This window comes from Halobacteriovorax sp. RT-2-6, from assembly GCF_047085025.1.
In the GTDB taxonomy this organism is placed as follows: domain Bacteria; phylum Bdellovibrionota; class Bacteriovoracia; order Bacteriovoracales; family Bacteriovoracaceae; genus Halobacteriovorax_A.
Map to the genome: position 1 here is coordinate 579966 of NZ_JBKIYH010000002.1, position 21274 is coordinate 601239.

Consider the following 21274-nt stretch of genomic DNA (forward strand, 5'->3'; position numbering starts at 1 on the left):
ATTATTCGACAATTTAAAGAAGAAAGTTGAACAAAATCATCAACTTGAGATAGACATAAGCTTCAGGGACTAAGTATTAGTTTTTACTGAGATAGTTTACTATAACTAAAAAAGTGAAATTTGATTTGAATTCGATTTATCGACAGAAATAATCTTTTCCCAAAGGCTATCGTATTTAACGTATCTTGGATGAATAACATCTGGCTCAACTATTCTATTTTGAAAGTCCTTGCAATAACGAAAACCTGGACGAAGAAGTCCTTGAGAGATACTTTTATCTTCATCGACATTAAAGCTATTATTTAACCACTCAAGATTTTCATTAGTCTTAAATAGATCAAACTCAAATAGATTAACAACTTCGTAGAGAGCAAAAGATACTTCACAACCGAATTGCGTGCAAACTGAATAAGGGGACTCTTGAACTTCAGACACAAAATTAGCCTTTACAGGATTTCTTAAAATATACTTGAAAGTATTCGCCCTATAGCTTGCATTAATTAAAAGAGAAGATTTATAACGACCACCATAAATTGAATTTAAAACACCGGCGTTTTTCTGGACTTCAAGAGTAGAGATTTTCATAATCCAATACATAACTTCATCAATATTTGCCATTGACGTTTAAAGTTAAGTGAAAATGTTTTTTCATGAGAGTAAAGGCATATATTTTAACTTTATAATCCTTTACTACTTTCTCTAGAGCATTTAAATAGATTATCCACATCTCTTTTATTGGCAAAGGAAACCAAGTTTTGTTATGTGACCTAGCTACAACATGATACGGATACTTATTAGATCTTAGTATTTTTCTTCGTCCCATTTCGCCTCCTCAAATACAAGTAATATGCAAAGAGAGTTATCAATAAAGTAAACGAAAGAACTCGATATGTTTGAAAAGCTTTTAATTTTTTTTAAAAAATTATAAATAGATTACAAAAATCAAGAAACGCTAGCAAAATGAAAAGGTCACCTAAAACCTTCATTTTATGAGTTTGAAATAAATTTAAGCATTTTCATTTCTACTTTCAACAATAAAAAAATCCTTTTAAATGGTTTAACTCATCAATATTTTTATACCAATACCTATAGATTAACTTAATAATGATGTTATTTTTCCGATAAGAACATACAAAACCATAATCTTATATGAGGAATAGCTATGCATAAATATTGTTCTAATTGCTTTCAAAAGTCACATTTCAAAATGAAAGAAAAAAAGAAATTTAGTAATGATACATATACATGTAATAATTGTGCAACTGAACAAGTAACTTGCTCAATTACCAGTTGCGATGCAATGGCCTTAACGACAAAACTTGATAAAAATGGAAAGCAGGAAAAAATGAAAATTGCTGATTACTTTTGTGCCGAACATAAAGGTGGAATCAGAAACTTTAAAACAGTAAACAAGCAAATAAGCTCTTTAGATAAATATGAGAGCTTTATGAAAAGACGATCATGGAACTGGAGAACTATTACAATTGGAGCTGGTAGTGCTGTCGCTGTTGCAGCTGTTACATTTTTCACAGCAGGAGCGGCTGCTCCTGTTGTAGCTGCTAAAGCTGGTAGCATGGGAGTGTTAGGTGCAGCAGGTACAGGTACGGCAATTGCCTCTCTTAGTGGGGCAGCACTAGCAAGTGCCTCACTAGCAGCTATAGGAGGCTCTGTTGCGGGCGGTATTGCAATTTTTACTGCTACAGGAGCAGCCTTTGGTGCTTGGAAAGGTGGAGCTATTGCCCAAGGTTATTTCGGAGATATTAATCCGTTTAAAATAAGAAAAGTAAAAAATGGTGATAAAAGCAAACCGGCCCTGATTTTTATAAATGGCTTTATGTCTAATTTAGAAATGAATCGAAAAGAATGGTTAATGCTTATAAAAGAAAAGTATCCAGATAGAATTGCTTACGAAGTTGAGTGGGAGTCCAAAAAATTAAAAGATTGGTCAAATATGGTAAAAAGTCCATCTGCACTTCTCAGGTTCATAGGAAAAAGAGGTTTCAAGAAAACAATTCTTGCAATTCTTAATGCCGGAGCAGATATTGCAGACAGTCCATTTTATCAAGCAATGTACAAAGCTCAAGCGACAGGTCAAGTTCTAGCTGAATTAATTGCTAGGACGCCAACTGATCAAAAATTTACACTTATGGGTCATAGCTTGGGTGCTAGAACTGCTTATTTCACACTACTATCTTTATCAAAATCAGAAAATAATAAGAACGCTTTTAACAAAATTCATGAAGTTCATTTTTTTGGAGGAGCTGTTGGTGCCAATGAGAAAGAGCTAAAAGAAATAAAAAAGTTAAACATCTATAAAATACACAACTATTATTCAATGAATGATCTTGTTCTTAAGAATCTCTATCAAGGTGTAACAGGATTAACAAGTAAACCAATAGGTAGAAATAAAATTAAAGGAATCAAGAACTTAATCAACCATGATGTTACTAACTGGGTTCCAGGTCATCAAGAGTATATATACTATGCAGATGAATATCTAGAGGTATCAAGTTCTAGTTCATTCAAATGTAGAAAAAGATCAATAAAGAAAAATAATCTAAATCAATATACATCTGATAACTATACATTTAACTGTCCTGATTGTAGCAAACAAGTTTATGTAAATGAAAATGATGACTATATATGTCCACATTGTGAAAATATTTTTTACAAAGATGGATTATACACTCATAGTTTGAAAAATACTGCCTAAAATGACAAAGTATATAAATGTTAGTAATAAAAAAATATATTCTAATGAGCTTCAAGAAAAATCACCTGGAGCCACTTTCTGGTAAGATTCCTGAATATAGTCTAAAGCATGCACACTAATACTTTTCAATAACATTAAAAAGTATTAGTGTTCATAAAAATGAATTAATTCTATCTAGTGCTAACTTAATATCTTCAATCCTAGAGTTCGTACCAAAAGAAAGCCTTAAGCATGATGAAGCATATTCTCGATCATAGCCAAGTGCCTTTATTACATGACTAGGTTCATAGCTACCAGATGAGCATGCGCTTCCAGTACTTAACATAATGTCAGAACGACTCAAATTAAGCATTACAGTTCGTGAATCAGTACCTCTAAGATATAGATTAAATGTATTTGGAGATCGTATAGATTGCTCACAATTGATCACTATACTTGTATTATTTTTTATATATTCAGTTGTTTGAGAACTTAGTGAAATAAGTTTATCATATGATTCAGTTTTAATATCCTTTAGTGCTAAGGCAAAGCTTTCAATTGCAGGTAAATTATACGTACCAGGACGAATTCGTTTCTCTTGCCCACCTCCAGTTTGATTAGGAGAAAACTTTTTTAAATTTGCAATATAGAGTAAACCGACTCCCTTCATTGCACCTATTTTATGTCCTGCGAAACTAGCAAAATCTACATCGAGATCATCAAGACTAAACTTTATCTTTCCAAGAGCCTGAACTGCATCGACATGGAGTAAGGCATTATTTGTTCTACAAAGCTTTGATACTTCTGAAATATCATTAATGACACCTGTTTCATTATTTACGTAGAGTAATGAAACTAGAGTTGGTTTTCCATCTTGAAGAAATTCCTCTAACTCCAATAGATCTAAAGCTCCATGTTTATCATTATTGATATAATGAACTTCAAAACCTTCTTCCTCACGCTTCTTTACAGTATCAAGTGTTGCATGATGCTCCATCTTTGAAGTTATAATGCGTTTTATATTATTTGAAATAAGGTTTTGTGATGAGAGAACATTATTAATACTCTCTGTTGCACCACTTGTAAAAAATAGGTTTTTAGTACTAATATCTAAGTATTCTGCAATATTTGATCTGGCCTCTTTAATTTTAATTGTCAGTGCATAACCAGCATCATGTTCAGATGATGGATTGGCCCAGTCGTTTATCATTGTATTAGAGATGTAGTCTTTAACAGAGTCAGAATATGGTGCAGTTGCATTATAGTCTAAGTATATCATCGTTTAAGCATAGCATTTTAGCTCTATATTGTAATGCGAATGTAAGAAAATTGATCAACACAAAGCAATAATTGAGATGGGCAATTCAACTAGTTAATTGCATTCGATTTACACTTATGGAATGCTTCTCTAACTTCATCACGGTTTTCAAACCATTCTCCGAATACGTTATACATGGATAGCTTTTCATGAAGCTCTTTTTCGATATCTATGAAGCTATCAGACTCAATAAAGTCAATGATATCAATTGGCCCCGGGTTACCCGTTTGGATCTGACGAATTCTATCGCATGGGTGCATGGCCCTACCAATTTTTAAGTATTCCGAGTTATAGTTTGCAACGAGGTAAACAATTGGTTTACTGATCTTAAGCTTTCTAAACTCACTTAGTGTCACTTGATGCCTTTATAAGTCACAAATGAGACAAGAGTCTTCACCATCGTCATCATTAACGACATCTTTGAAAATGTCTGAAAGATCTTTTTTAGAGCAGGCTTTCGCTTTAGCTTTGGCCATCTTATCTTCATGCTTTTGTTTGATTTCATCAGCACGAGCTTCCATCTCCTCAAGAGATGTGCCATTTACCCAGGTAAAGTTTCTACCTTCTCCGACGTATCCACGTTTTTCATATTCTTTAGCTTTTTCAAATAAGTCAGGATGACGTTCTTTAAGTCCAACCCATTCAATTTGACGTTGAAAAAAGCAAAAGTAACAACCAGAGCGAGATCTCCATTCGTAATACTTTGGCATCCCAATACCTGATTCTTCAAGTAATTGGTTAACACCATCTAAGTCAATACCATACTCTTTAAATGGATATCTTGGCTTAATATTATCCTTATCAGAAATATAACCTTCTCTATTCTCATCTGCTCTAATACCGACATAAGATTCGATTAAGTCGTCCCCTACAAATTTTTCGTAAGACTTAATTTTCATCTCAGCTGTACACCATCTTGCACGTGCTGAAGGCAAATAATTACCATTTTTTTGTAATAAGTAATCAAAAGTCTTTTCTGAGTTAAGTCTAATAATTGGCTGACCTAGAAAAGCCTCAAGCTTATCAAGGTATTCATAAGCTTCTGGTAGCTCAGCTCCTGTGTCTGTGAAGACATATTCTAAGTTAGGAATTTTCCCTTTTAGAAGAATTGCTAGAGCTGTCGAATCTTTCCCCCCCGATAAAGGACAAATCTGTCGACGAGTTGGATCATATTTGAAATCTTTTAAATCGAATATATTACTCAATGTATTTTCCCTTTATATTTTGGATCTCAACTGACTCATTATTTTCAGCAACAGGTTTTAAAAGAGATAAAAGTAGATTATTTCTCGTTTTTGAGTCTAGATCTTTTAGCAGATCCTCCATTTTTGATTTCACATCATTTTCTTTAGACTCAGTATAAACACCAAGTCTTAAGTACTCTTTTTCACCATCATTCTTACTTAAGAATGCAATGACTGACTGGCCAGCAAAGCTTTCATCAAGAAGCTCTGTAACCATCTCTAACTCATTTAGACATTTTGTTAGGTTAATTTCAAAAAGCGACTTACCTTTCTCTGACCAATTTCGAGGATTTGACTCAGTTAGAGCATCACCACAAGTCTCAATAAAGTACTGAGCATGTTTTTCAGAATTGAAAGATTTTAAGCGTCCGAAGAACTTTGCAGTAAGTCTATTAAAAGAATAAGTTCTCACCTCTTCTGGTAGCCTTGAGAATGTTGCTTGAAACTCAGCAGCTAAATTAAATCCTTTCTTATACTCAAATGCATTCTCACCTAAACACGCAGTTTGAACATTTTGTAAAAATGAAACAAGTGAAGCATTAAGTTCTTTTACTAAGGCAGGGTAAACTGCAAAGATTTTGTCTTTAGCGTCTTTTAATTTTTTTGTAATTCCTTCAATATCAGACTTTGTCGTTTTTGAAGTAATTCGTTCATAGCCTAATGCTTCTGGTATAAGCTCAAAAACTAGAGTATCAGGCTCTTTAGCTGATTCGAGGTAAATTAGTACTTTCTTTTCTTCAACAGTTAGCTTTCCACTATTCTTAGTGTAGTCTGGTACAGATCTCTTCCACTTAAAGATAGCTTCTACAACTGAGCTAACATTTGGCTTATCACTACTATCACCAAAAATATGTCCAATACTTTGTAGTAGCATTACTTTTTCTTTAGAAATAACAGCATATTTTACAAAACAATTCTTTGGATGCTTCAGCATTAAATCGTAATGATCACCGTCTGGTACAGGAATATACTCTTGATCAAAATAATGATTTACAGGATGTTCCAAGCATTGATCAAACATTGCCACAAGTAACGGAATCATTGACTTTCTAAGACCATATGGAGGAGCTACAAATATATCATATAGCTTCTTAACAACTAGTCCTTTTGGATAGTCCTTAAGAATATTTGCGTATTCACTTAAAAGAGTACCGTATTCTGAATTCTTTTTAATCTGGTATCGATCTGATTCTTTATCGTACTTAAGTCCACTTACTAGCTTTAAGCATTTATAGATTGAAACTTCAGGTCCATTACCTTCCATTCCAAGATTTTTCTCATCTTTGTTATGAATTAATCGATCAATAATCTGTTTTCTAGCAAGTGAGATATTCCCAGAAACTTTATGTTTATTAATCATTTCATTATTAAATGGTGTAAACTTAGAGTATTCAGCTTCAAATACTCTACCTACTTCAATATTTAAATCAGCATAACTAGATAAAGATTTTCTAATATTTACTTTAGAGTAGAAAAACTCTGCATCTAAATTAAATTTTCCAATTAATGGATTTAGAACTGATTTAATCGCCTGAAGAGTTATAACTTTATGTCTTTCAAGTTCCTTCTTAACAAGAGGGCCAGAGTTTAATAAGTCTTTGTTTCCGAATAGAGAATTAATTGCATTTAGCTCTTCAATATCTCTTTTACACTCAACGAATGTTTTAGGAAGAACAAAAACATTCATCTCATCCTTATTCTCAAGTACAAGCTTTCTCGCTAATTCTAATTCATCTTGATCAAATGGAATTACATAGAAAAGCAAAGCGTCTTCTCTATAATAATCTGGAGTTGAGATATACTTCTTAGCTTGTAGCTCCTCTACTGAAATCAGTTCCGTTCGACAGAAGCGTGTAATTGAATTCTTATAATTATAACGCTTAGGAATGATGAAATCTCTTTTATAATGAGCTTTCACTTTATTAACGAGGTCTTTTCCTGTTAGTTTAATTTCTCTAAACTTGTTGATTTCTTCATCAATATCAATACTAGAACCTTGTTGAAGTTCGTATTGTTTTAGAATCTTATTAAAGAAGAAAATCTTCATCTTCAATAATGACTTTAGTGTTTTATCGACTTCTTTTTCAGAATAAATTCCTTCAAAAGTTGCTGTAATAAATTCTTTTGTTAAAGGAGCAAAGTTGTAGTTTTTAATAATTGTAGAAAGAGCGACAAGTGAAACTATCTGCCTAGATAGTTCATCTTCCTTTTTAATTTTTCCAAATGACTCTTCAACAATAAGATTAATTTTATACGACCCCCCCACTCCTACATCTTTTGCGATAAGAGGAGAGAAGTATTGATATAAATCAAGAGGCATAATGAAATCTAATTCATCTTCGATAATACCTTTGTCAAGAAATCTCTTTAACCCAAATTCTTCATCTCGAGTAAGAAATGTATAAAGCGTTCTTTCATTTTGAGCAACTCTTTGAGAAAGAGATGGAAGGAAAGCTAGAGTTACAGGGTGTAGAGGGAAACATGAAGTTAAAAGTTTAGTTGCACCTTTACCATCGACAACTCCTTCTAATCCAACCTTAGACATTTTCTTCACAAAGTTAGTTGAGAACTTCTCTACTTTATTAGCGAGCTTTGGTGCACCTACATATACATTTTGCTCAAAAACATGTGATATCATGTCATAGCCAGTGGTACCTCGGTCATAAAAAGATGTTTCATGAAAACGTCCTTCAATCTTGGCCCACTCTTTTTGTATATTAATAGGTAATTGAGTTGCGTATTGAGAAACTGATAAGTGCGTAATTAAAGTTAAGTGACACTGAGACTCCCCTGAGCGATCACAAAACTCTGCAAAGTCTTGTAAGAACTGAATATTAAGTGCAGAAGGGTTATGAATCCCCTTCTCTAAATACTTACCAAACTCATCATAAACAACAAATAGACCGTGATATCCATTTTCCTTTAATAAAGATATAGCCTTTTTATAAATTGAAACAACGTCATTATTTGCTTTTGTCTCAAGAGATGATCCTCCTGTTACATTAACATAGACTCTTTCAAATACTTCTTTTGCAGAAACTCTTCCCTTCTTTAAAGATTTATGAAATTCATCAATTGAATCTGTTTCAATTTCAAGCTCACTTAAGTATTTTGTATATATCTCTGGGTAGTTTTTTTCCCACTTAGACACTATAGAATAATATTTCTTAGAAGAAGACTTCATAATTTTCTCTAAGTCTTTTTCTAGTCCAATTAATGAGAAAGCATCATGTAACTTTTCAAGGAAAGCATCTTCAATATTTCCTATATACCCATTTAGAAAAACGGGAAGAAGTTTTGTCGTCTTACTCTTTTGAAACTTTTCATATGATGAGACTAGACTCTCAATCTTATCCCCTTCACCTGAAAGTAATTGTTTCTTAATGGACTTAGGGTTATTCTTTGCAACAATTGTCGACATAAGTAGAGCAAATGTTGATTTTCCTAATCCAGGAGACCCTGATAATACACGAACTCTTTGATTTGAGTTTGATTCAGTAATCGAACCCAAAACTTCCTGAATAGCAGATGAGAATTTAGGTGTAATAAAAATATCGCTAAGTTTATTTCCACTCTTATAATCTAACTCTAGATTAGTTGATCTATTAAAGCTTGAAGCTAATTTTACAATATCATTATTAAATAGTTGAGATTGTGACATATTAATTTCCTAACCTTGAGAGTGTTTCATTATAGTAGTCTTCTAGAGCTTTTTGGGCATTCTTATACTTTAAATTTAAGATGAAATAACCACCTGTACGAGAGTAAGTTAAGTACTTATCCCCGTATTCTCTTTCTATTTCTTCAATCATTTGAACAATATCGTCTTCATTAAGACCAAGAACTAAACCTGGGCTCATCTCTTTCTTAAGTAGCTCATCTAAATTAAAAGACTCAGCTCCCATAAGAACATCGTTCCAAAACAAATAAGCTAAATAAATAAACACAAGAGGATGAATATCTGAAAGTCTAAGTTTATTCTTAGTAAATTTCTTATTATCAGCAGTTATTAAATTAAATCTTGAAAATGGTGATGGATTCTCTGACTCTGGAGTAACTTTATCTTTATAAATTGGTTCACGATAAGTACGTAGTAAACAATTAATATCTTTCTTAAGAGTATTTGGATTAATTTTTTTATCTTGTGATTGAACAAATGCTTCTAGATAAACTTGAAGAGAATCTGAATCAAACTCAGTCGCTGCAAAATTATTAAAGAACCAATAAAAGCTTGTCGCTTGCTCTTTATTCGTCACTAATAAGTAATGAAGCAAGATTAATGATCCATCTAATTCAAGGAATTGGTCATTTGTAAAAATAGAGGCTGCAATTTCAGTTAACTCATGGCCTTCAGAACCTTTTACAAGAAGACTTAAAGCAGTCATCCAGTACTCAATCGATTCAACCATATTCTTTCCGACACCCAGTGTCTCAATAGCTTTTGTACTCTTAAACAACTTATTATCAACTTCAAGTGCGTCATAGCCTTTAAGAAGCCACGTGTCACGAAGGTGAAAAGTCTGGTGTGCGCCAAATCTCATTGAAGATACTCCTTGGCCTCTTGAGTCAAATCAAGGCCTCTATGCATTCCTTTAGTTCTTAAAATGTAACCTTTTTTTTCAAGCGCTTGAAAGCACTTATGGACAGCTCCGGGATTACTTATAGATAAGCATTCCTGAACTTCTGGGATTGTTGGAGGATAGTTTTTTTCGCGAATAAAAGTGCGAATGACCTGCAAGGTCTCCTCTTGTCTTTCAGAAAGTGGAAGTAACATGTTGCAAAATTACCTTAGGGGTTGTGTGTTGTCCTAAGGTAATTTTGGGGTAAATTTCGGGGAAAGTAAACACTGAATCTTTTAAATAAAGAAATTAAATCTAGTTTTTATTTAATGACAAAAGATTAGGCTTTATAGTCAGTGCGTAAATATTTTCGTAACTTTATTCCCCACTGCTCACGCACATCTTTAAAGGATTCGTATAAGTTCTTATCATTAAAAGACTCATCCTCAGCTTTTGCAAATGCCATTAGAATTAAGTTAAATGCTTTTTTTACTGAGTGATCTTCGTCTTCAATTTTTGAATACAGTTCTCTATAAAACACTGATCCAGTATTAATTGTTAGCCAAGTATTCCCCATCTTTCCATCAATATCGATAAATGTAGAGTTATCCCCTAGGTCTTTGTACGCAAGCTTAACAGGAACACTTAAAGCATTCTCAATGTCATCTTCAGATGGATCAGGAATTCCACCATCAATTAACTTCTCTTTCCCAAGTTTTAACAACTCTTCTTTTTCAGTAATATTTTTATAGTGTTGAGAGGCTGACTCTTTTGTATTTCCTTCTTCTACCTGCTTAACAATTTGCTCTTCTGTCACCAGTTCTTTTTTCTTTGTCCTTGATCCTTTAGCTCTAGCGGCTAGAAAATTAATCATATTATTAATTTCTTTTGAGATAAGATCATTTAGCATGAACCAGACAGGTTGAACTTCCTCTTCAGAATATTCATCTTTATTTAACTCATACAATTCGACCTGCTGTTTGTTATTTGCAACTCCAAAGACTTCATCAAGTTCGGGCCCAAATATTACTTCGCACCCCCACCATCGATGTGTTGGCTTATTAACCTCAGAAAAAAAGTCAAATTTTCCAAAGTCAATTTCTCGATTTGCTCTTATTATAGATACTCCTACATTATCCTTTAAAAACTTACCTATTTCAGAGCTCCCTCCAGCTTTCTGATATTCTTCTTTAGCTATACTGAACTTGATTTGAATTTTAGATTTTTTAAGTTCATCCTTAGAATTGTAATATGGTACATCTTTTTCCACTACGCCACATACATCTCCATTGTCCCATAACTCAAATATAGGTTCTCCATTTGATAATATCTTATCTGGATTCTTCACATCACCTAGAACTAAATTATCCTTCATTAAGCACAGTGGATCATTAGGTTTTAAAATTTCATCATATGCATTAGAGTTTGCTACAGTTAAGCCAATATTATGTTTTTCATTATTAACAAAATATCTAAATTTTCGTCCTAACAATCTTTTAAATCTTTCAAATAATGGAGCTACTGTTTTAGGCTTCAAGCGATCGCAATTCTTCCATACAACAAGCGTACCTGATTTTGAGAAATCCATTTCTATATCATTTTGGACATACTTTTTAAAAAATCTTTTATAAATAGTAGGTACTTTAACGCTTTTCTTCAAAATGACAGATGATTGATCTCCTGCTTTTATTTCTGATATATCAAGATAGACCATATTTATCTCGCCATCTTTTTGCCAAGAATATACTTCTACACGAGGGCATACATGCAACGAGGCTTGAGGCAAACCTACACCAAATCTCCCCATGCCTTTTCTCGCTCTTCGAGAACTCTCTCCAATCACTAGTGAACTACTTAATGTTTCGATATCCATACCTATACCATTATCTAAAATAGCAATTTCATTAATACTTCTTCGTTTACCTGAAGAACTGTCTTGGGTACATATAATTAGGATGTCATTTGCCTCAGCCTCCAGGCTATTATCGACAATTTCAGCAATTGCACTTTCCGCATTCCTATATCCAGTATTTCTTAAAGCATCTGTATAATTCTTTATATTAATAATATCTGACATATCTCTCCCCTTCTAACTCCAATATTTATCAAAATAATTAAAAGCCCACTTTTCATCGCCAAAATTTTCATTGTCGATTACATCGATTAGCAAACACTCTTGTTTTCCGCCCATTAGCCTCCCTCTGATGCCTCGACCTATTATCTGGCTATACAAGATAATAGAAGAGATAGGGCGGCCGACAAAAACGCAATCAATATTAGGGCTATCAAATCCCGTCGTTAAAACACCCACATTAATTAAAATACTTAATTCGTCATTATTCTCTTGAAACTTCTTAATGACACGATTTCTCTCAATAGGAGGAGTCTCTCCAAGAACAAGTCCCGACTTAATTCCAGACAATTTCAAAGCAGCATTTATTAGCTTTGCATGAGCTATATTACAGGCAAAAAATATCGTTTTAAGTCCTTTTGAATCAACTTCAATTAATTTGTTTATAATCCTTCTATTTCTTTCTTTATTTATTGATAACTTATGTAAGATTTCAGAGGAAAATTCTTTTTCTTTCTCTAATGACCTCTTCATACTATTAATCTCTGCTGGTGAAAGTTTTAAATCAGTCGCCGACAGCTTTATTGGCTCTCTTACAAACGTTGATAAAATTTCTCTTTTCTGAAGAAGATCAATTTCATTTTCTGCTTCAAAATTTACAGGGCTATAACGTTCAATAATATCCATACTGATTCCAAACTTCACATTATCAAAAAGCATTTTTAATTTTCTATCCTCAATATCATAACTATTTGTTCGCCCAGGAGTAGCTGTTAAACCAATCAGATTAGGATGCCGACCATAGGTATTTGTAGTATTAAGAACTTTTAAGATAACTTCATGAGTCTTACTAGCAGGAGCCTTATGACACTCATCAACTAAAAGTAAATTTACATCTTTAGTGAGTTTTAAAAAATCACTCTCACTTTTTTTTAATATGGCTTGCAGTTTTTGAATACTTGCAAAAATTATTCTAGGGTTTTCTTTTTTTTCAGGAATAGTCGCTGCTCCCCATAGCTTTTCAACATCAACGGAGAATGCCCCTAGGACATCCCAAGTATTTACAAATGTGGCTAGAGCTTGGTTTAACAGTTCTTCAGAGTGCGCAATCCAAAGAATATCTCCTCTTTTAGCATAATTAAAGCTCCACAGTTCCTGTAAAATATGCATTGAGGTTTTTGTTTTTCCCGCTCCTGTAGGCATATGAACAAGACATCTTGCAGCCTCTTGCTCTAAAAAGAGCTTAATAACCTTGCGTCTAATATCATATTGATAGTCAAGAGTTTCGTAAAACACATTAGACTTATCTTTTTCTAATGTAAAAGACAGCTCATCGACAGCCTCAATTGGAGTATTAAGCACATCTTGACTAAATCCAAGCAACTTTAAAAGCTCTATGGTCCCTTTATTATCTTTAAAGGGCTTATGAGCTACTTCGTAAATCATCACAGGTATATTTTTTGATATAGGAACCTTAAAACATCTACAAAGATCCTCAATTTCAGATTGTTCCAAATTATTTAAAATAATTATAAAGCGTACTTTTGGGTCAAAAAGTAAGTTAGTACCATATGCAGATATACCAACTTTAACAATATCAGATATCGTTACATCATCTGTTAAGTACTCTGTGAGATTTACAATCTCTTCTCCAAGCGCTGTTCTTAATTCATCAAAGTTACATTTTTTTAGTAAATTACTAAGTATATCGGAATCAGATTTCTGCATCATTCCAAATCTCCCTCATTCTCTCTCTAATCCAACGTTCATTTTCATGAATTTGACCATCAGCCTTAATGAGTCCCATTATTTGCTGATACATTATTTGCCTTAAGCCTTTGTACTCAGAGTCTTTTAAAAATTCTATACAACTTAAAACTGTTGATTTTACTTCGTCTGTAAAATAATCGTTATTATCAAACATATCTAAAATATTCTTTGACTCTATAGCTTTCTCTGACTGATTAACCGCGAGTAAGATCTTTCTTGCATTTGAGTTATTCCAAAGAGAGAGATTAGACTTTAATTTATCAATTTCAGATTTATCTATATGTCCATCAGACTTCATTGTAATTAGGAACAAAACCCCTAAAGCAGCAAGACTATTTTTAGGTACGAATGAACGACTATCATAATTATATTCAAGAAAATTATCAGGATCTTCAATTTTATGTTCCCAATGAATCTTTAAAATTTTCATAAAACTCTGTCCAAACACAGGAACTTTAGACAGTATCTCATTTAAGTCTTCATATAAAATCCCAAGTAAAAGTGCATCAATATTTTCAGATATATCGATACAATTATTTATAGCCTCTTGCTCTGTTAAATTATTCTTCTCACTAGCTTCAAAAAACCTAAGCCTGTACTCTCCATCACCTAAGCTCCATTTTTCAAGAGTGTGGACATAAGAAGAGTCTTTAATATTAGGAGATCTAGTATCACTCACATAAAAGTAATTTAAGATTGACCAAATCGCTACATATGGATCTACCTTATTCATCTGCTACTCCATTCTTAAAAATTGCTTTAGTATGTCTAAATTGCTTAATATATAATTTTTCATCAGCAAGCTCTTCAAGCCAGTTCAAGTAATTATTAATTAATACATTTATTTCATCACGATTTGGCCTAGGGTTATCTAAACATAGCCTCTCTAATTCTTTTCTAATTTTACCGAAATTCACACTCTCATTAAAAGAGTTTAGTAAATACCGACTAAAGGGTAGACTAAAGAAAACCTCTGCAGCATGCTTCTTTACTTGCTCATATGTTAGATCTCTATTTTCTAAGATAGAAAAAGCCAATGCATCAGATTCAATATTAAAAGACTTTTCATTATTATTTAAAATGCATTCTACAACTTCAGAAAAGCTATTCGAGCGAGGGAGTTGTGATGCAAAAACTCCTTCAGAACTGTCAAATTCATCTTGAATCAAACATTGAATAATATCTATCTCTTGATTTGAGATTTTTTCAATATCTAATTCTTTTACTTTTTCACTTATCCTATCAAAAAGACTCTTATCGACTAAAACAGACCGACTTATTATAAAGTCACAGTAGCATTTAAATGATTCACTCATCTCGTTCAGGTGTGAAAGTACTTCATAATTTGCATTAGAACACAAACCAAGTCCACGTTTTGTACAGTTTGCAGACCCAATCAATCCGGACTCAAAGTCTTTTAAATACGCCTTCATATGTAAACGATTATTTATGTATACATATGTATTCTTTTCTTTAAATTGCTCGAGAACTTCAAGATCAATAGCATTTCTACAGAATGAGCCTACATCAAAGCTTACGATGAATGTTTTCTTAACATTATCACCTAAATTAGCTGTTATATCTCTTAGAGCACTTATCTTCATATAAGGACTAAAGATACATATAGATTCTTTAGCCTTAGAGAGCTCTTCCCTAACTTGAATATTCAAATCGCAATAATGGATCATTTCAGTTTTCTTTTTTATTGGTTACAAGTACTTATCGGGAGTTTTAAATAAAATAATTAGATTTTATTAATCTTTAGGTTCTCTTTAGCTTACATGGTGAATTGACAAGTATAGACCCACTAACAGATTTATTAGTCAGTAAAATCTATATGCCTCATCTGCATATTTCTAGGAAAAGTTCAATATGCTTTTTCATAATTACCGCGTTTAGAAAAAGTACCTGGAGCCTTTTTAAAGTTGATTTTGAAGGTAATCAATTAGTGATTTCTCGTTCAATGAAGCGTGAAGGATTAATTGAAAATACGAAGAGAGGTAAAACTCGTTACATTCCAATGAATGATAAGGTAAGAGCCATCTTAAAAAATCGCCTTAAAACGCAAATGAGAGGTCCATTTATTTTCTCGAAAGAAGATGGAACTCCAGTTCGCTACGTTCATATCACTCAGAGGAATTTCAAGCCCTCTCAAATCAATTCAGGCGTGTCTAAGATCATTAGATTCCACGATTTAAGACATACTTTTGCAAGTCATTTTGTCATGAATGGCGGTAACATCTACGTGCTACAACAGCTCTTAGGTCACAACGAAATTCAGACAACAATGATATATGCTCACTTGGACAAAAAGTTCATGCAACGAGCGTGTGAGTTTATTTCATTCTAAAATAGAAAAAGAGGCTTTTGCCTCTTTTTCCATTTCCATAAATATAATAAAATAAATTGATACTTAACCTTTTATTAACAGGATAATAATATTGTTTGATAGAATTCCTACTATTATAGCTTTGCTAACACTTATTTTTACAATATTTGCTTTCACCTATATTCATGGCTATACAAGTAACTTCAATTTTTCCACATCTTATGACTTCAATATTATGATGATGTATCTCTTTAAAAAGAAAGTGATTTTTATACTTTCTATTATTATTGCTATCTACAGTATTGTTAGACAAAGACAAATTGACTCTATATTTAGCAAGGCTGGAAACATATTTTTCTCAATATTTGGCTTAATATTTCTAGCTTTTGCAATTTACCTAAAGAATGCTGAAATTTTTGTAATCCCACTTATAACATACCTTTTCATTAGAATAATTTACAAAACAAGAGCAAGAATTGCATTAAATCAGAATATTGTATTAGATCAGAATATTGTATTAGATCAGAATATTGTATTAGATCAGAATATTGTATTCTCATCCATAATTATACTTTCATCTATTCATGTCCTAGGTAGTTTAGATTATAAATTTACCAAATTTCCCAGTGTAACAATATTTGAAAATAATACACCGAAAGATTACATACTAATATGGCAACAAGGTAATAAGTCATACGTTACAACGTGTGATACTCAATACAAGGTATATGAATACAATGGAAGCACAAAAACTATTTCTTATGATTTTAAATTTGATAAGTATAACAACCCTTGCAAATAACGACTTAGGTTGTAAATATGTTTTTAAAAATGACTTTTATAATTCTTCATTTTGCTCTCAAGAATCTAAAAAGTTTTGGGTTCTTGCTCCTTGCCACTTAAATGGAAAGTTATGTTATCTGGATACCGAGCTAAAAACTGAAAACAAATATAAGACTTACTGTCAGAAGAGCGACGTAATAGGCTTAAATAAAACACTACATATGTACCAAGATCAAATAGATTTAGCTTACCTAAGTACAACTATTGAAAATGCCGACTATTCAAAGGCTGAAGCTTATTTTGCCCAACTAAAAGAAGAAAAGCCATCATCAATTGATCAAATATACAATCAAATATATGAAGCCCTTAACCTAACAAAGAGAGAACAAAGTACTACAGGGATTGGAATGATAATGAAAAAAAACTTCAAGCCTGACAGAACATTATCAGGTTTACACAGTTACAAAATAACTAGAAATGGAATGAGTACCATAACAGACTCTAAGCAAACTAAGTTCATAGATGAATTCAAAAAGAAGTACCCTAGATGCCACTAACCAAAAAATAACTCTGCCACATTTTTGCCACAATCGGGCAAAATCACCAGAAAAAAGTCTTTAATTTCAAATAGTTACTAAGTTCTGGTGGAGGTGGTGGGAATCGAACCCACGTCCGAAATAGCGTCTTGATAGCGGCCTACGTGTGTAGTCTTCGGTTATCGTCAGAAGACAAGACTGTCCGTGATACGTGACCTCGGCGAACCCCGGTGAGTGATTAACGAGATGCCCCGGCAGGCTCGAAACCTAGTTAACCAGCAGATTCAACTGGATTGCTACATTCTGTTTCTTGGCAGTAGCGCCTCACAAGACTATTCCTAATTAATTAGGCAGCCATTGGCATTGCATAATCGTCTGCAATTAACGGTGGACTCCTTTTTACCAGGACCGTGGAGACCAACCTGGACACGCCCGGATACCTGTCAACCATCCCGTCGAAACCAGGGCACCCCCATTAGATTTTGACTTGCGGATATTTGGAACAAATATACGTAAGCGGCAGTATAGCACAGCATTTCAAAAGTGGAAAGAAAACGGTTCATAGTTTTATTGCGTATTTGCAAAACGAAAACGTCCTCTCACTCACCTTTCGATAAATGCGCTAAGCGCAATTACTTCTTAGAAAATAATGAAGCTCCAAAGTTAATAACTTTAATAACTGCGATGAAGACAAAGGCTACTGACATTGCTGTGAATAAAGGGTGGATGATTCCTAATTCGTATCCTAGCTCTAAGTTCACATTTTTATAAAGAAAAAGATTAAATAGAACAAGGGCTCCTCCTAACTCAGCCATTCGTGAGTTTAGTATTACCTTTTCTAAGATAGGATTTTTAGCTACGTAGTCATCTATACTCTTTTGAATTGATGGCCTTACTATTTTTACAATATTGATAATAATCCCAACAACGACAATTTCAATAATTACTCCAAGTATAAAAAATAAAGCTCCTTCAAGAACAGAGAAAGTCCATGTCTCTACCAGACTTCCTTGTCCAATACTTTTCTCATAACTTTGAAAACCTACATAAAATGCAACGAGGAGTGGAAAAAGAACCAATACATTTATCATTCGTTTATTTTTCATCTTAATCTCCTACATCCCAATCTGTGGTATACCAAAGTTAATCTGTACCTCTTGAAGGTTTACTTCTACTCTTTCTTTTAAGTCTATCATACTTCCAAAAATAATCTCGTCTCCATCTCTTACTCGAGCAGTATTAACAGCAGTATTATCCTCACATTTACCAGCACCATTGCAATCTTCATTTGTAATATCTTTTTTTGGTGGTGTTACTTCTTCTTTCTTCTTTGGCTCTTCTTTCTTTTTTGGTTTATCAACATCTTTAGGCTTATCTCCATCTTCATCCGGCTTTTCGTCGTCTCCAGACTTAGGCCCTAGATCAACCTTAGGAATATCCGGCTTGCTCTCTGGGACTTCAGGAGCACCAACGCTCGTTCTAGGACGATCTGCTTCCTGTGGCTTTTCATTTTTCTTTTTCGCACTTTCCATTTCCGAGTATGCAACACCTAGGCAACCAATTGAGCATGATAATCCCCCCTTTATGACCGCAGGTAATAAGGCTCCTCCAGACAGGATTGAACCGAGTGTACCTAAACCTGTAACAACACCACATACACCAAAACACAGCTTTGTTCTTCTTGTATCAACTCCACTATTCATTGAATAAAGCAAACTATTCTTATCCTGCTCAAGCTTATTAGCAAGAATTGGACTTATCATTTCTTCTTCTCTAACTCCAGGTTTAGAGTCTCCCATACGAGGTTTAAGTACATTATTAGCAAAATTTTTTTCTCTATTTTTAGCTTCCTCATTGTTATCATTAAATTGATTATTGAACCCCGCCATACGAGGGCCACCAAATGGATTATCACCATGATTAATAGATCTAGGGTTAAAATTAAACGGTAACTGGCTCCTTTGTTTTGGAACATCGATACTTGGCTCATAATTTCGATCGATTTCGATTCCAAAATCCTTTTCAAGCTTATCTCCGATAGCAGGATTTAAAATATTAATAATATTTGCCATACTTAGAACTTTATCCTTCTTTCCAAGAGAAGCATAAATATCCATGAAGACAATAGCTGGATCTAAAAGACCACTATGAACTCCATTTTCTCGTATATTGATTTTCATTTGATCAAGAGTTGATTTGCGATCGATTGTTGGATCTAAAAAGTCTAATCGAATCTCATCCACTAAATTTGATGTTAATTTTTCAAGAAGTTTATTTGGAAATGATTTACTTAATTCATTAGTAAATTTCTCTTCATGGCGTAAAAAGGACTTAAAACTCTCAGCTCTATCTTGTACACATTTTCTATCAGTACACAATAATTGTTGGCCTGCAAATACGGAGCTAGTTAAAAGTATTGTTAATATTAATTTTATCATCTTCATAAGATCTCCCTCTTAGTAACGAATTTATCCGAAACTACGTGAGAAACACCTCAAAAACGAAATATTCCCAAAATGAAATAAGAAATTTTAAAAGAGAAAAGACTCTAATGATTAACCACCGCCAAAATCACCTCAAGCGCCTCAACCTGATCACTGAGCCCCATGGTCTCAAAGTTTGGAAGATGAACGAAGCCGGCCTTGGCGCGCATCTTTTTTTCTTCAATTATGTGGCGAATGCCATAGAAGACGTGATTGCACACGAAGCGTCCGCAGTCGCGAGAGATGGCCACGGGAATTTGCGCAGCAAGAAGGGCGTCTTCAATCTCCCCTATAGGAAGAGTGGAATCATAAGTTGCGGCTGCTCCCTCAAAGATCACTTCGTTTACGGGGCAATTGCCTTCGTTGTCTGCGATATTTGCATCGTTAAGGTTGTGGGCCAGAACTTCGAGATTTATTTCGCGGGCCTTTTCGTTAAGGCCAAAGCAGATGATATAGTCGGGATTTAAAAAGAAGGCCTCCTTCTTTAAGATGGCCAAGCTCTTTTCAAAAACTGTTGGAAGAATTAATTTGTGAACCTCAAGGTGCGAGAAGTTCGCCGTGGTTGCTTGAACCACTTCGCCGCTTGGATTAATGAGATTATTTCCAAAGGCATCAAAGCCTGTGATTAAAACTTTCTTTGCTCTCATATCATAAATCTCAGTATGCCACGTATTCTAACTTAAATCCCCACGCCTCTTCGTCAATATTTGTGCGTGGATAGATTGAGTTATTCTTTTCACTATACGAAGTCTCACAACTTCCCTCACTCACCTCATCCATCGTCAGGAAGTTCGTGCGAATAACACTTCCATCTTTTGTCGATATAGCAAGTTCAGCTGCGCCGTAATGAAAGACTATTTCAGAATCTTTATAATTAATCTCAAGAAGGTTTTGCGTCACATACTTTTTGCCAAGTACCTTCACATCGGTGCGATAAATCATGTACTGATCCATCACAAAGAAATTATCACCTGATAAGATCATCTTACGAAATGAATCTTCCTCAGTTGTATAAGCGCCACTGCACTTATAAAGCGTGTTGATTTCAAATTTCCCACCAAGGTTTTTTAGCACCACTTTGCCTTCTCGATTTCGAGTCATGGTATGCCCAAGATAGAGATAGGCCATACAATCACCATCAGTAGAGATCGCTCCGGTATAACTTGTGGTTAGACCTCCAGGGTGGCGTGACTTTAGAAGATCAGCAGATAGACTGCAATTATAAACCTCATCCTTCATTTGATAATCTTGATAGCACACATCCACTTGATGCTTTAGGGCCTTTAAGTAGTTAAGCTTCTGGCCAACACTTGTGCGAAACTTGGCCTGGCCTTCGGCGTCTTCGGGATAAAATGTCTTTTGTAGCTCGGCCTTAAGATCACTTTTGTAAGTGTCTGCGATGACCTCAAGATTTGAGCAGTTATTTGCGTAAGAGCTAAGACTTAAAATTGCGATTAGGATTATTTTTTTCATAGGAATATCCTCCCAA

Annotated in this window: 18 protein-coding genes and 1 other RNA gene; 3 read left to right on the forward strand and 16 right to left on the reverse strand. The window is 33.8% G+C overall.

Translation table 11 applies throughout. The features are described from left to right. Positions 1-105: 105 nt before the first annotated feature. Complete coding sequence (locus ACMAYS_RS11270; protein ID WP_412463319.1) at positions 106-618, reverse strand: hypothetical protein; 513 nt, start codon at positions 616-618, stop codon at positions 106-108. A gap of 544 nt (positions 619-1162) precedes the next feature. Between ACMAYS_RS11270 and ACMAYS_RS11275 the strand changes: the two genes are divergently transcribed. Beyond that, entirely contained in the window at positions 1163-2713 is a 1551-nt protein-coding gene (locus ACMAYS_RS11275) for a DUF726 domain-containing protein (protein WP_412463320.1), read from the forward strand. A 151-nt stretch (positions 2714-2864) separates the two neighbouring features. Here ACMAYS_RS11275 and ACMAYS_RS11280 read toward each other — a convergent pair whose 3' ends face one another. From ACMAYS_RS11280 to ACMAYS_RS11325, 10 genes are all read right to left on the reverse strand, one after another. Next, positions 2865-3971: a cysteine desulfurase family protein gene (locus ACMAYS_RS11280; RefSeq protein WP_412463321.1), complete on the reverse strand. Its 1107-nt coding sequence runs from the start codon at positions 3969-3971 to the stop codon at positions 2865-2867. Between the two features lie 89 nt (positions 3972-4060). After that, positions 4061-4366, reverse strand: coding sequence for a GIY-YIG nuclease family protein (locus ACMAYS_RS11285; RefSeq protein ID WP_412463322.1), 306 nt, complete (start codon positions 4364-4366; stop codon positions 4061-4063). Positions 4367-4375: 9 nt separating this feature from the next. Further along, positions 4376-5215 carry a phosphoadenosine phosphosulfate reductase family protein gene (locus tag ACMAYS_RS11290; protein WP_412463323.1) on the reverse strand — a complete coding sequence of 280 codons (840 nt, stop codon included), beginning with the start codon at positions 5213-5215 and terminating at the stop codon, positions 4376-4378. Next, positions 5208-8915 (reverse strand): hypothetical protein, encoded by a 3708-nt coding sequence (locus ACMAYS_RS11295; RefSeq protein WP_412463324.1) that lies wholly within the window; start codon positions 8913-8915, stop codon positions 5208-5210. Before ACMAYS_RS11295 ends, ACMAYS_RS11290 begins: the two co-directional genes overlap by 8 nt. A 1-nt stretch (position 8916) precedes the next feature. Continuing rightward, complete coding sequence (locus tag ACMAYS_RS11300; protein WP_412463325.1) at positions 8917-9795, reverse strand: DUF4007 family protein; 879 nt, start codon at positions 9793-9795, stop codon at positions 8917-8919. After that, on the reverse strand, positions 9792-10028 hold the full coding sequence (locus ACMAYS_RS11305; RefSeq protein WP_412463326.1) for a LexA family protein: 237 nt from the start codon (positions 10026-10028) through the stop codon (positions 9792-9794). Before ACMAYS_RS11305 ends, ACMAYS_RS11300 begins: the two co-directional genes overlap by 4 nt. Positions 10029-10153: 125 nt before the next feature. After that, the gene (locus ACMAYS_RS11310) at positions 10154-11890 is read right to left on the reverse strand and encodes an ATP-binding protein (RefSeq protein ID WP_412463327.1); all 1737 of its coding nucleotides are present in this window, start codon (positions 11888-11890) and stop codon (positions 10154-10156) included. A gap of 12 nt (positions 11891-11902) precedes the next feature. Further along, positions 11903-13615, reverse strand: a complete 1713-nt coding sequence (locus tag ACMAYS_RS11315) for a DEAD/DEAH box helicase (protein WP_412463328.1) — start codon at positions 13613-13615, stop codon at positions 11903-11905. Beyond that, on the reverse strand, positions 13599-14387 hold the full coding sequence (locus ACMAYS_RS11320; protein ID WP_412463329.1) for a hypothetical protein: 789 nt from the start codon (positions 14385-14387) through the stop codon (positions 13599-13601). Before ACMAYS_RS11320 ends, ACMAYS_RS11315 begins: the two co-directional genes overlap by 17 nt. Continuing rightward, positions 14380-15342, reverse strand: a complete 963-nt coding sequence (locus ACMAYS_RS11325; protein WP_412463330.1) for a phospholipase D-like domain-containing protein — start codon at positions 15340-15342, stop codon at positions 14380-14382. The genes ACMAYS_RS11320 and ACMAYS_RS11325 overlap by 8 nt, the downstream gene beginning before the upstream one ends. 149 nt (positions 15343-15491) lie before the next feature. On the opposite strand from ACMAYS_RS11325, the gene ACMAYS_RS11330 reads away from it, so the two are divergent. Further along, positions 15492-16004 (forward strand): tyrosine-type recombinase/integrase, encoded by a 513-nt coding sequence (locus ACMAYS_RS11330; protein ID WP_412463472.1) that lies wholly within the window; start codon positions 15492-15494, stop codon positions 16002-16004. A gap of 716 nt (positions 16005-16720) precedes the next feature. Continuing rightward, positions 16721-17323 carry a hypothetical protein gene (locus tag ACMAYS_RS11335; protein ID WP_412463331.1) on the forward strand — a complete coding sequence of 201 codons (603 nt, stop codon included), beginning with the start codon at positions 16721-16723 and terminating at the stop codon, positions 17321-17323. 85 nt (positions 17324-17408) lie between these two features. Here ACMAYS_RS11335 and ssrA read toward each other — a convergent pair. From ssrA to ACMAYS_RS11360, 5 genes are all read right to left on the reverse strand, one after another. Then, positions 17409-17776, reverse strand: a transfer-messenger RNA (tmRNA) gene (gene ssrA / locus ACMAYS_RS11340). Positions 17777-17934: 158 nt separating this feature from the next. Next, on the reverse strand, positions 17935-18408 hold the full coding sequence (locus ACMAYS_RS11345; RefSeq protein ID WP_412463332.1) for a hypothetical protein: 474 nt from the start codon (positions 18406-18408) through the stop codon (positions 17935-17937). A gap of 9 nt (positions 18409-18417) precedes the next feature. Further along, complete coding sequence (locus ACMAYS_RS11350) at positions 18418-19746, reverse strand: hypothetical protein (protein WP_412463333.1); 1329 nt, start codon at positions 19744-19746, stop codon at positions 18418-18420. 104 nt (positions 19747-19850) lie between these two features. Next, positions 19851-20432, reverse strand: a complete 582-nt coding sequence (locus ACMAYS_RS11355) for a pyroglutamyl-peptidase I (RefSeq protein WP_412463334.1) — start codon at positions 20430-20432, stop codon at positions 19851-19853. A 10-nt stretch (positions 20433-20442) separates the two neighbouring features. Further along, positions 20443-21258, reverse strand: a complete 816-nt coding sequence (locus tag ACMAYS_RS11360) for a hypothetical protein (RefSeq protein WP_412463335.1) — start codon at positions 21256-21258, stop codon at positions 20443-20445. Between the last annotated feature and the right edge of the window lie 16 nt (positions 21259-21274).

Bases quoted from the DNA above. Each gene is read 5' to 3' on its own strand.
- ACMAYS_RS11270 (WP_412463319.1), bottom strand. From the start codon at position 618: ATGGCAAATATTGATGAAGTTATGTATTGGATTATGAAAATCTCTACT.
- ACMAYS_RS11275 (WP_412463320.1), top strand. From the start codon at position 1,163: ATGCATAAATATTGTTCTAATTGCTTTCAAAAGTCACATTTCAAAATG.
- ACMAYS_RS11280 (WP_412463321.1), bottom strand. From the start codon at position 3,971: ATGATATACTTAGACTATAATGCAACTGCACCATATTCTGACTCTGTT.
- ACMAYS_RS11295 (WP_412463324.1), bottom strand. From the start codon at position 8,915: ATGTCACAATCTCAACTATTTAATAATGATATTGTAAAATTAGCTTCA.
- ACMAYS_RS11300 (WP_412463325.1), bottom strand. From the start codon at position 9,795: ATGAGATTTGGCGCACACCAGACTTTTCACCTTCGTGACACGTGGCTT.
- ACMAYS_RS11305 (WP_412463326.1), bottom strand. From the start codon at position 10,028: ATGTTACTTCCACTTTCTGAAAGACAAGAGGAGACCTTGCAGGTCATT.
- ACMAYS_RS11310 (WP_412463327.1), bottom strand. From the start codon at position 11,890: ATGTCAGATATTATTAATATAAAGAATTATACAGATGCTTTAAGAAAT.
- ACMAYS_RS11315 (WP_412463328.1), bottom strand. From the start codon at position 13,615: ATGATGCAGAAATCTGATTCCGATATACTTAGTAATTTACTAAAAAAA.
- ACMAYS_RS11320 (WP_412463329.1), bottom strand. From the start codon at position 14,387: ATGAATAAGGTAGATCCATATGTAGCGATTTGGTCAATCTTAAATTAC.
- ACMAYS_RS11325 (WP_412463330.1), bottom strand. From the start codon at position 15,342: ATGATCCATTATTGCGATTTGAATATTCAAGTTAGGGAAGAGCTCTCT.
- ACMAYS_RS11330 (WP_412463472.1), top strand. From the start codon at position 15,492: ATGCCTCATCTGCATATTTCTAGGAAAAGTTCAATATGCTTTTTCATA.
- ACMAYS_RS11335 (WP_412463331.1), top strand. From the start codon at position 16,721: ATGGAAGCACAAAAACTATTTCTTATGATTTTAAATTTGATAAGTATA.
- ACMAYS_RS11345 (WP_412463332.1), bottom strand. From the start codon at position 18,408: ATGAAAAATAAACGAATGATAAATGTATTGGTTCTTTTTCCACTCCTC.
- ACMAYS_RS11350 (WP_412463333.1), bottom strand. From the start codon at position 19,746: ATGAAGATGATAAAATTAATATTAACAATACTTTTAACTAGCTCCGTA.
- ACMAYS_RS11355 (WP_412463334.1), bottom strand. From the start codon at position 20,432: ATGAGAGCAAAGAAAGTTTTAATCACAGGCTTTGATGCCTTTGGAAAT.
- ACMAYS_RS11360 (WP_412463335.1), bottom strand. From the start codon at position 21,258: ATGAAAAAAATAATCCTAATCGCAATTTTAAGTCTTAGCTCTTACGCA.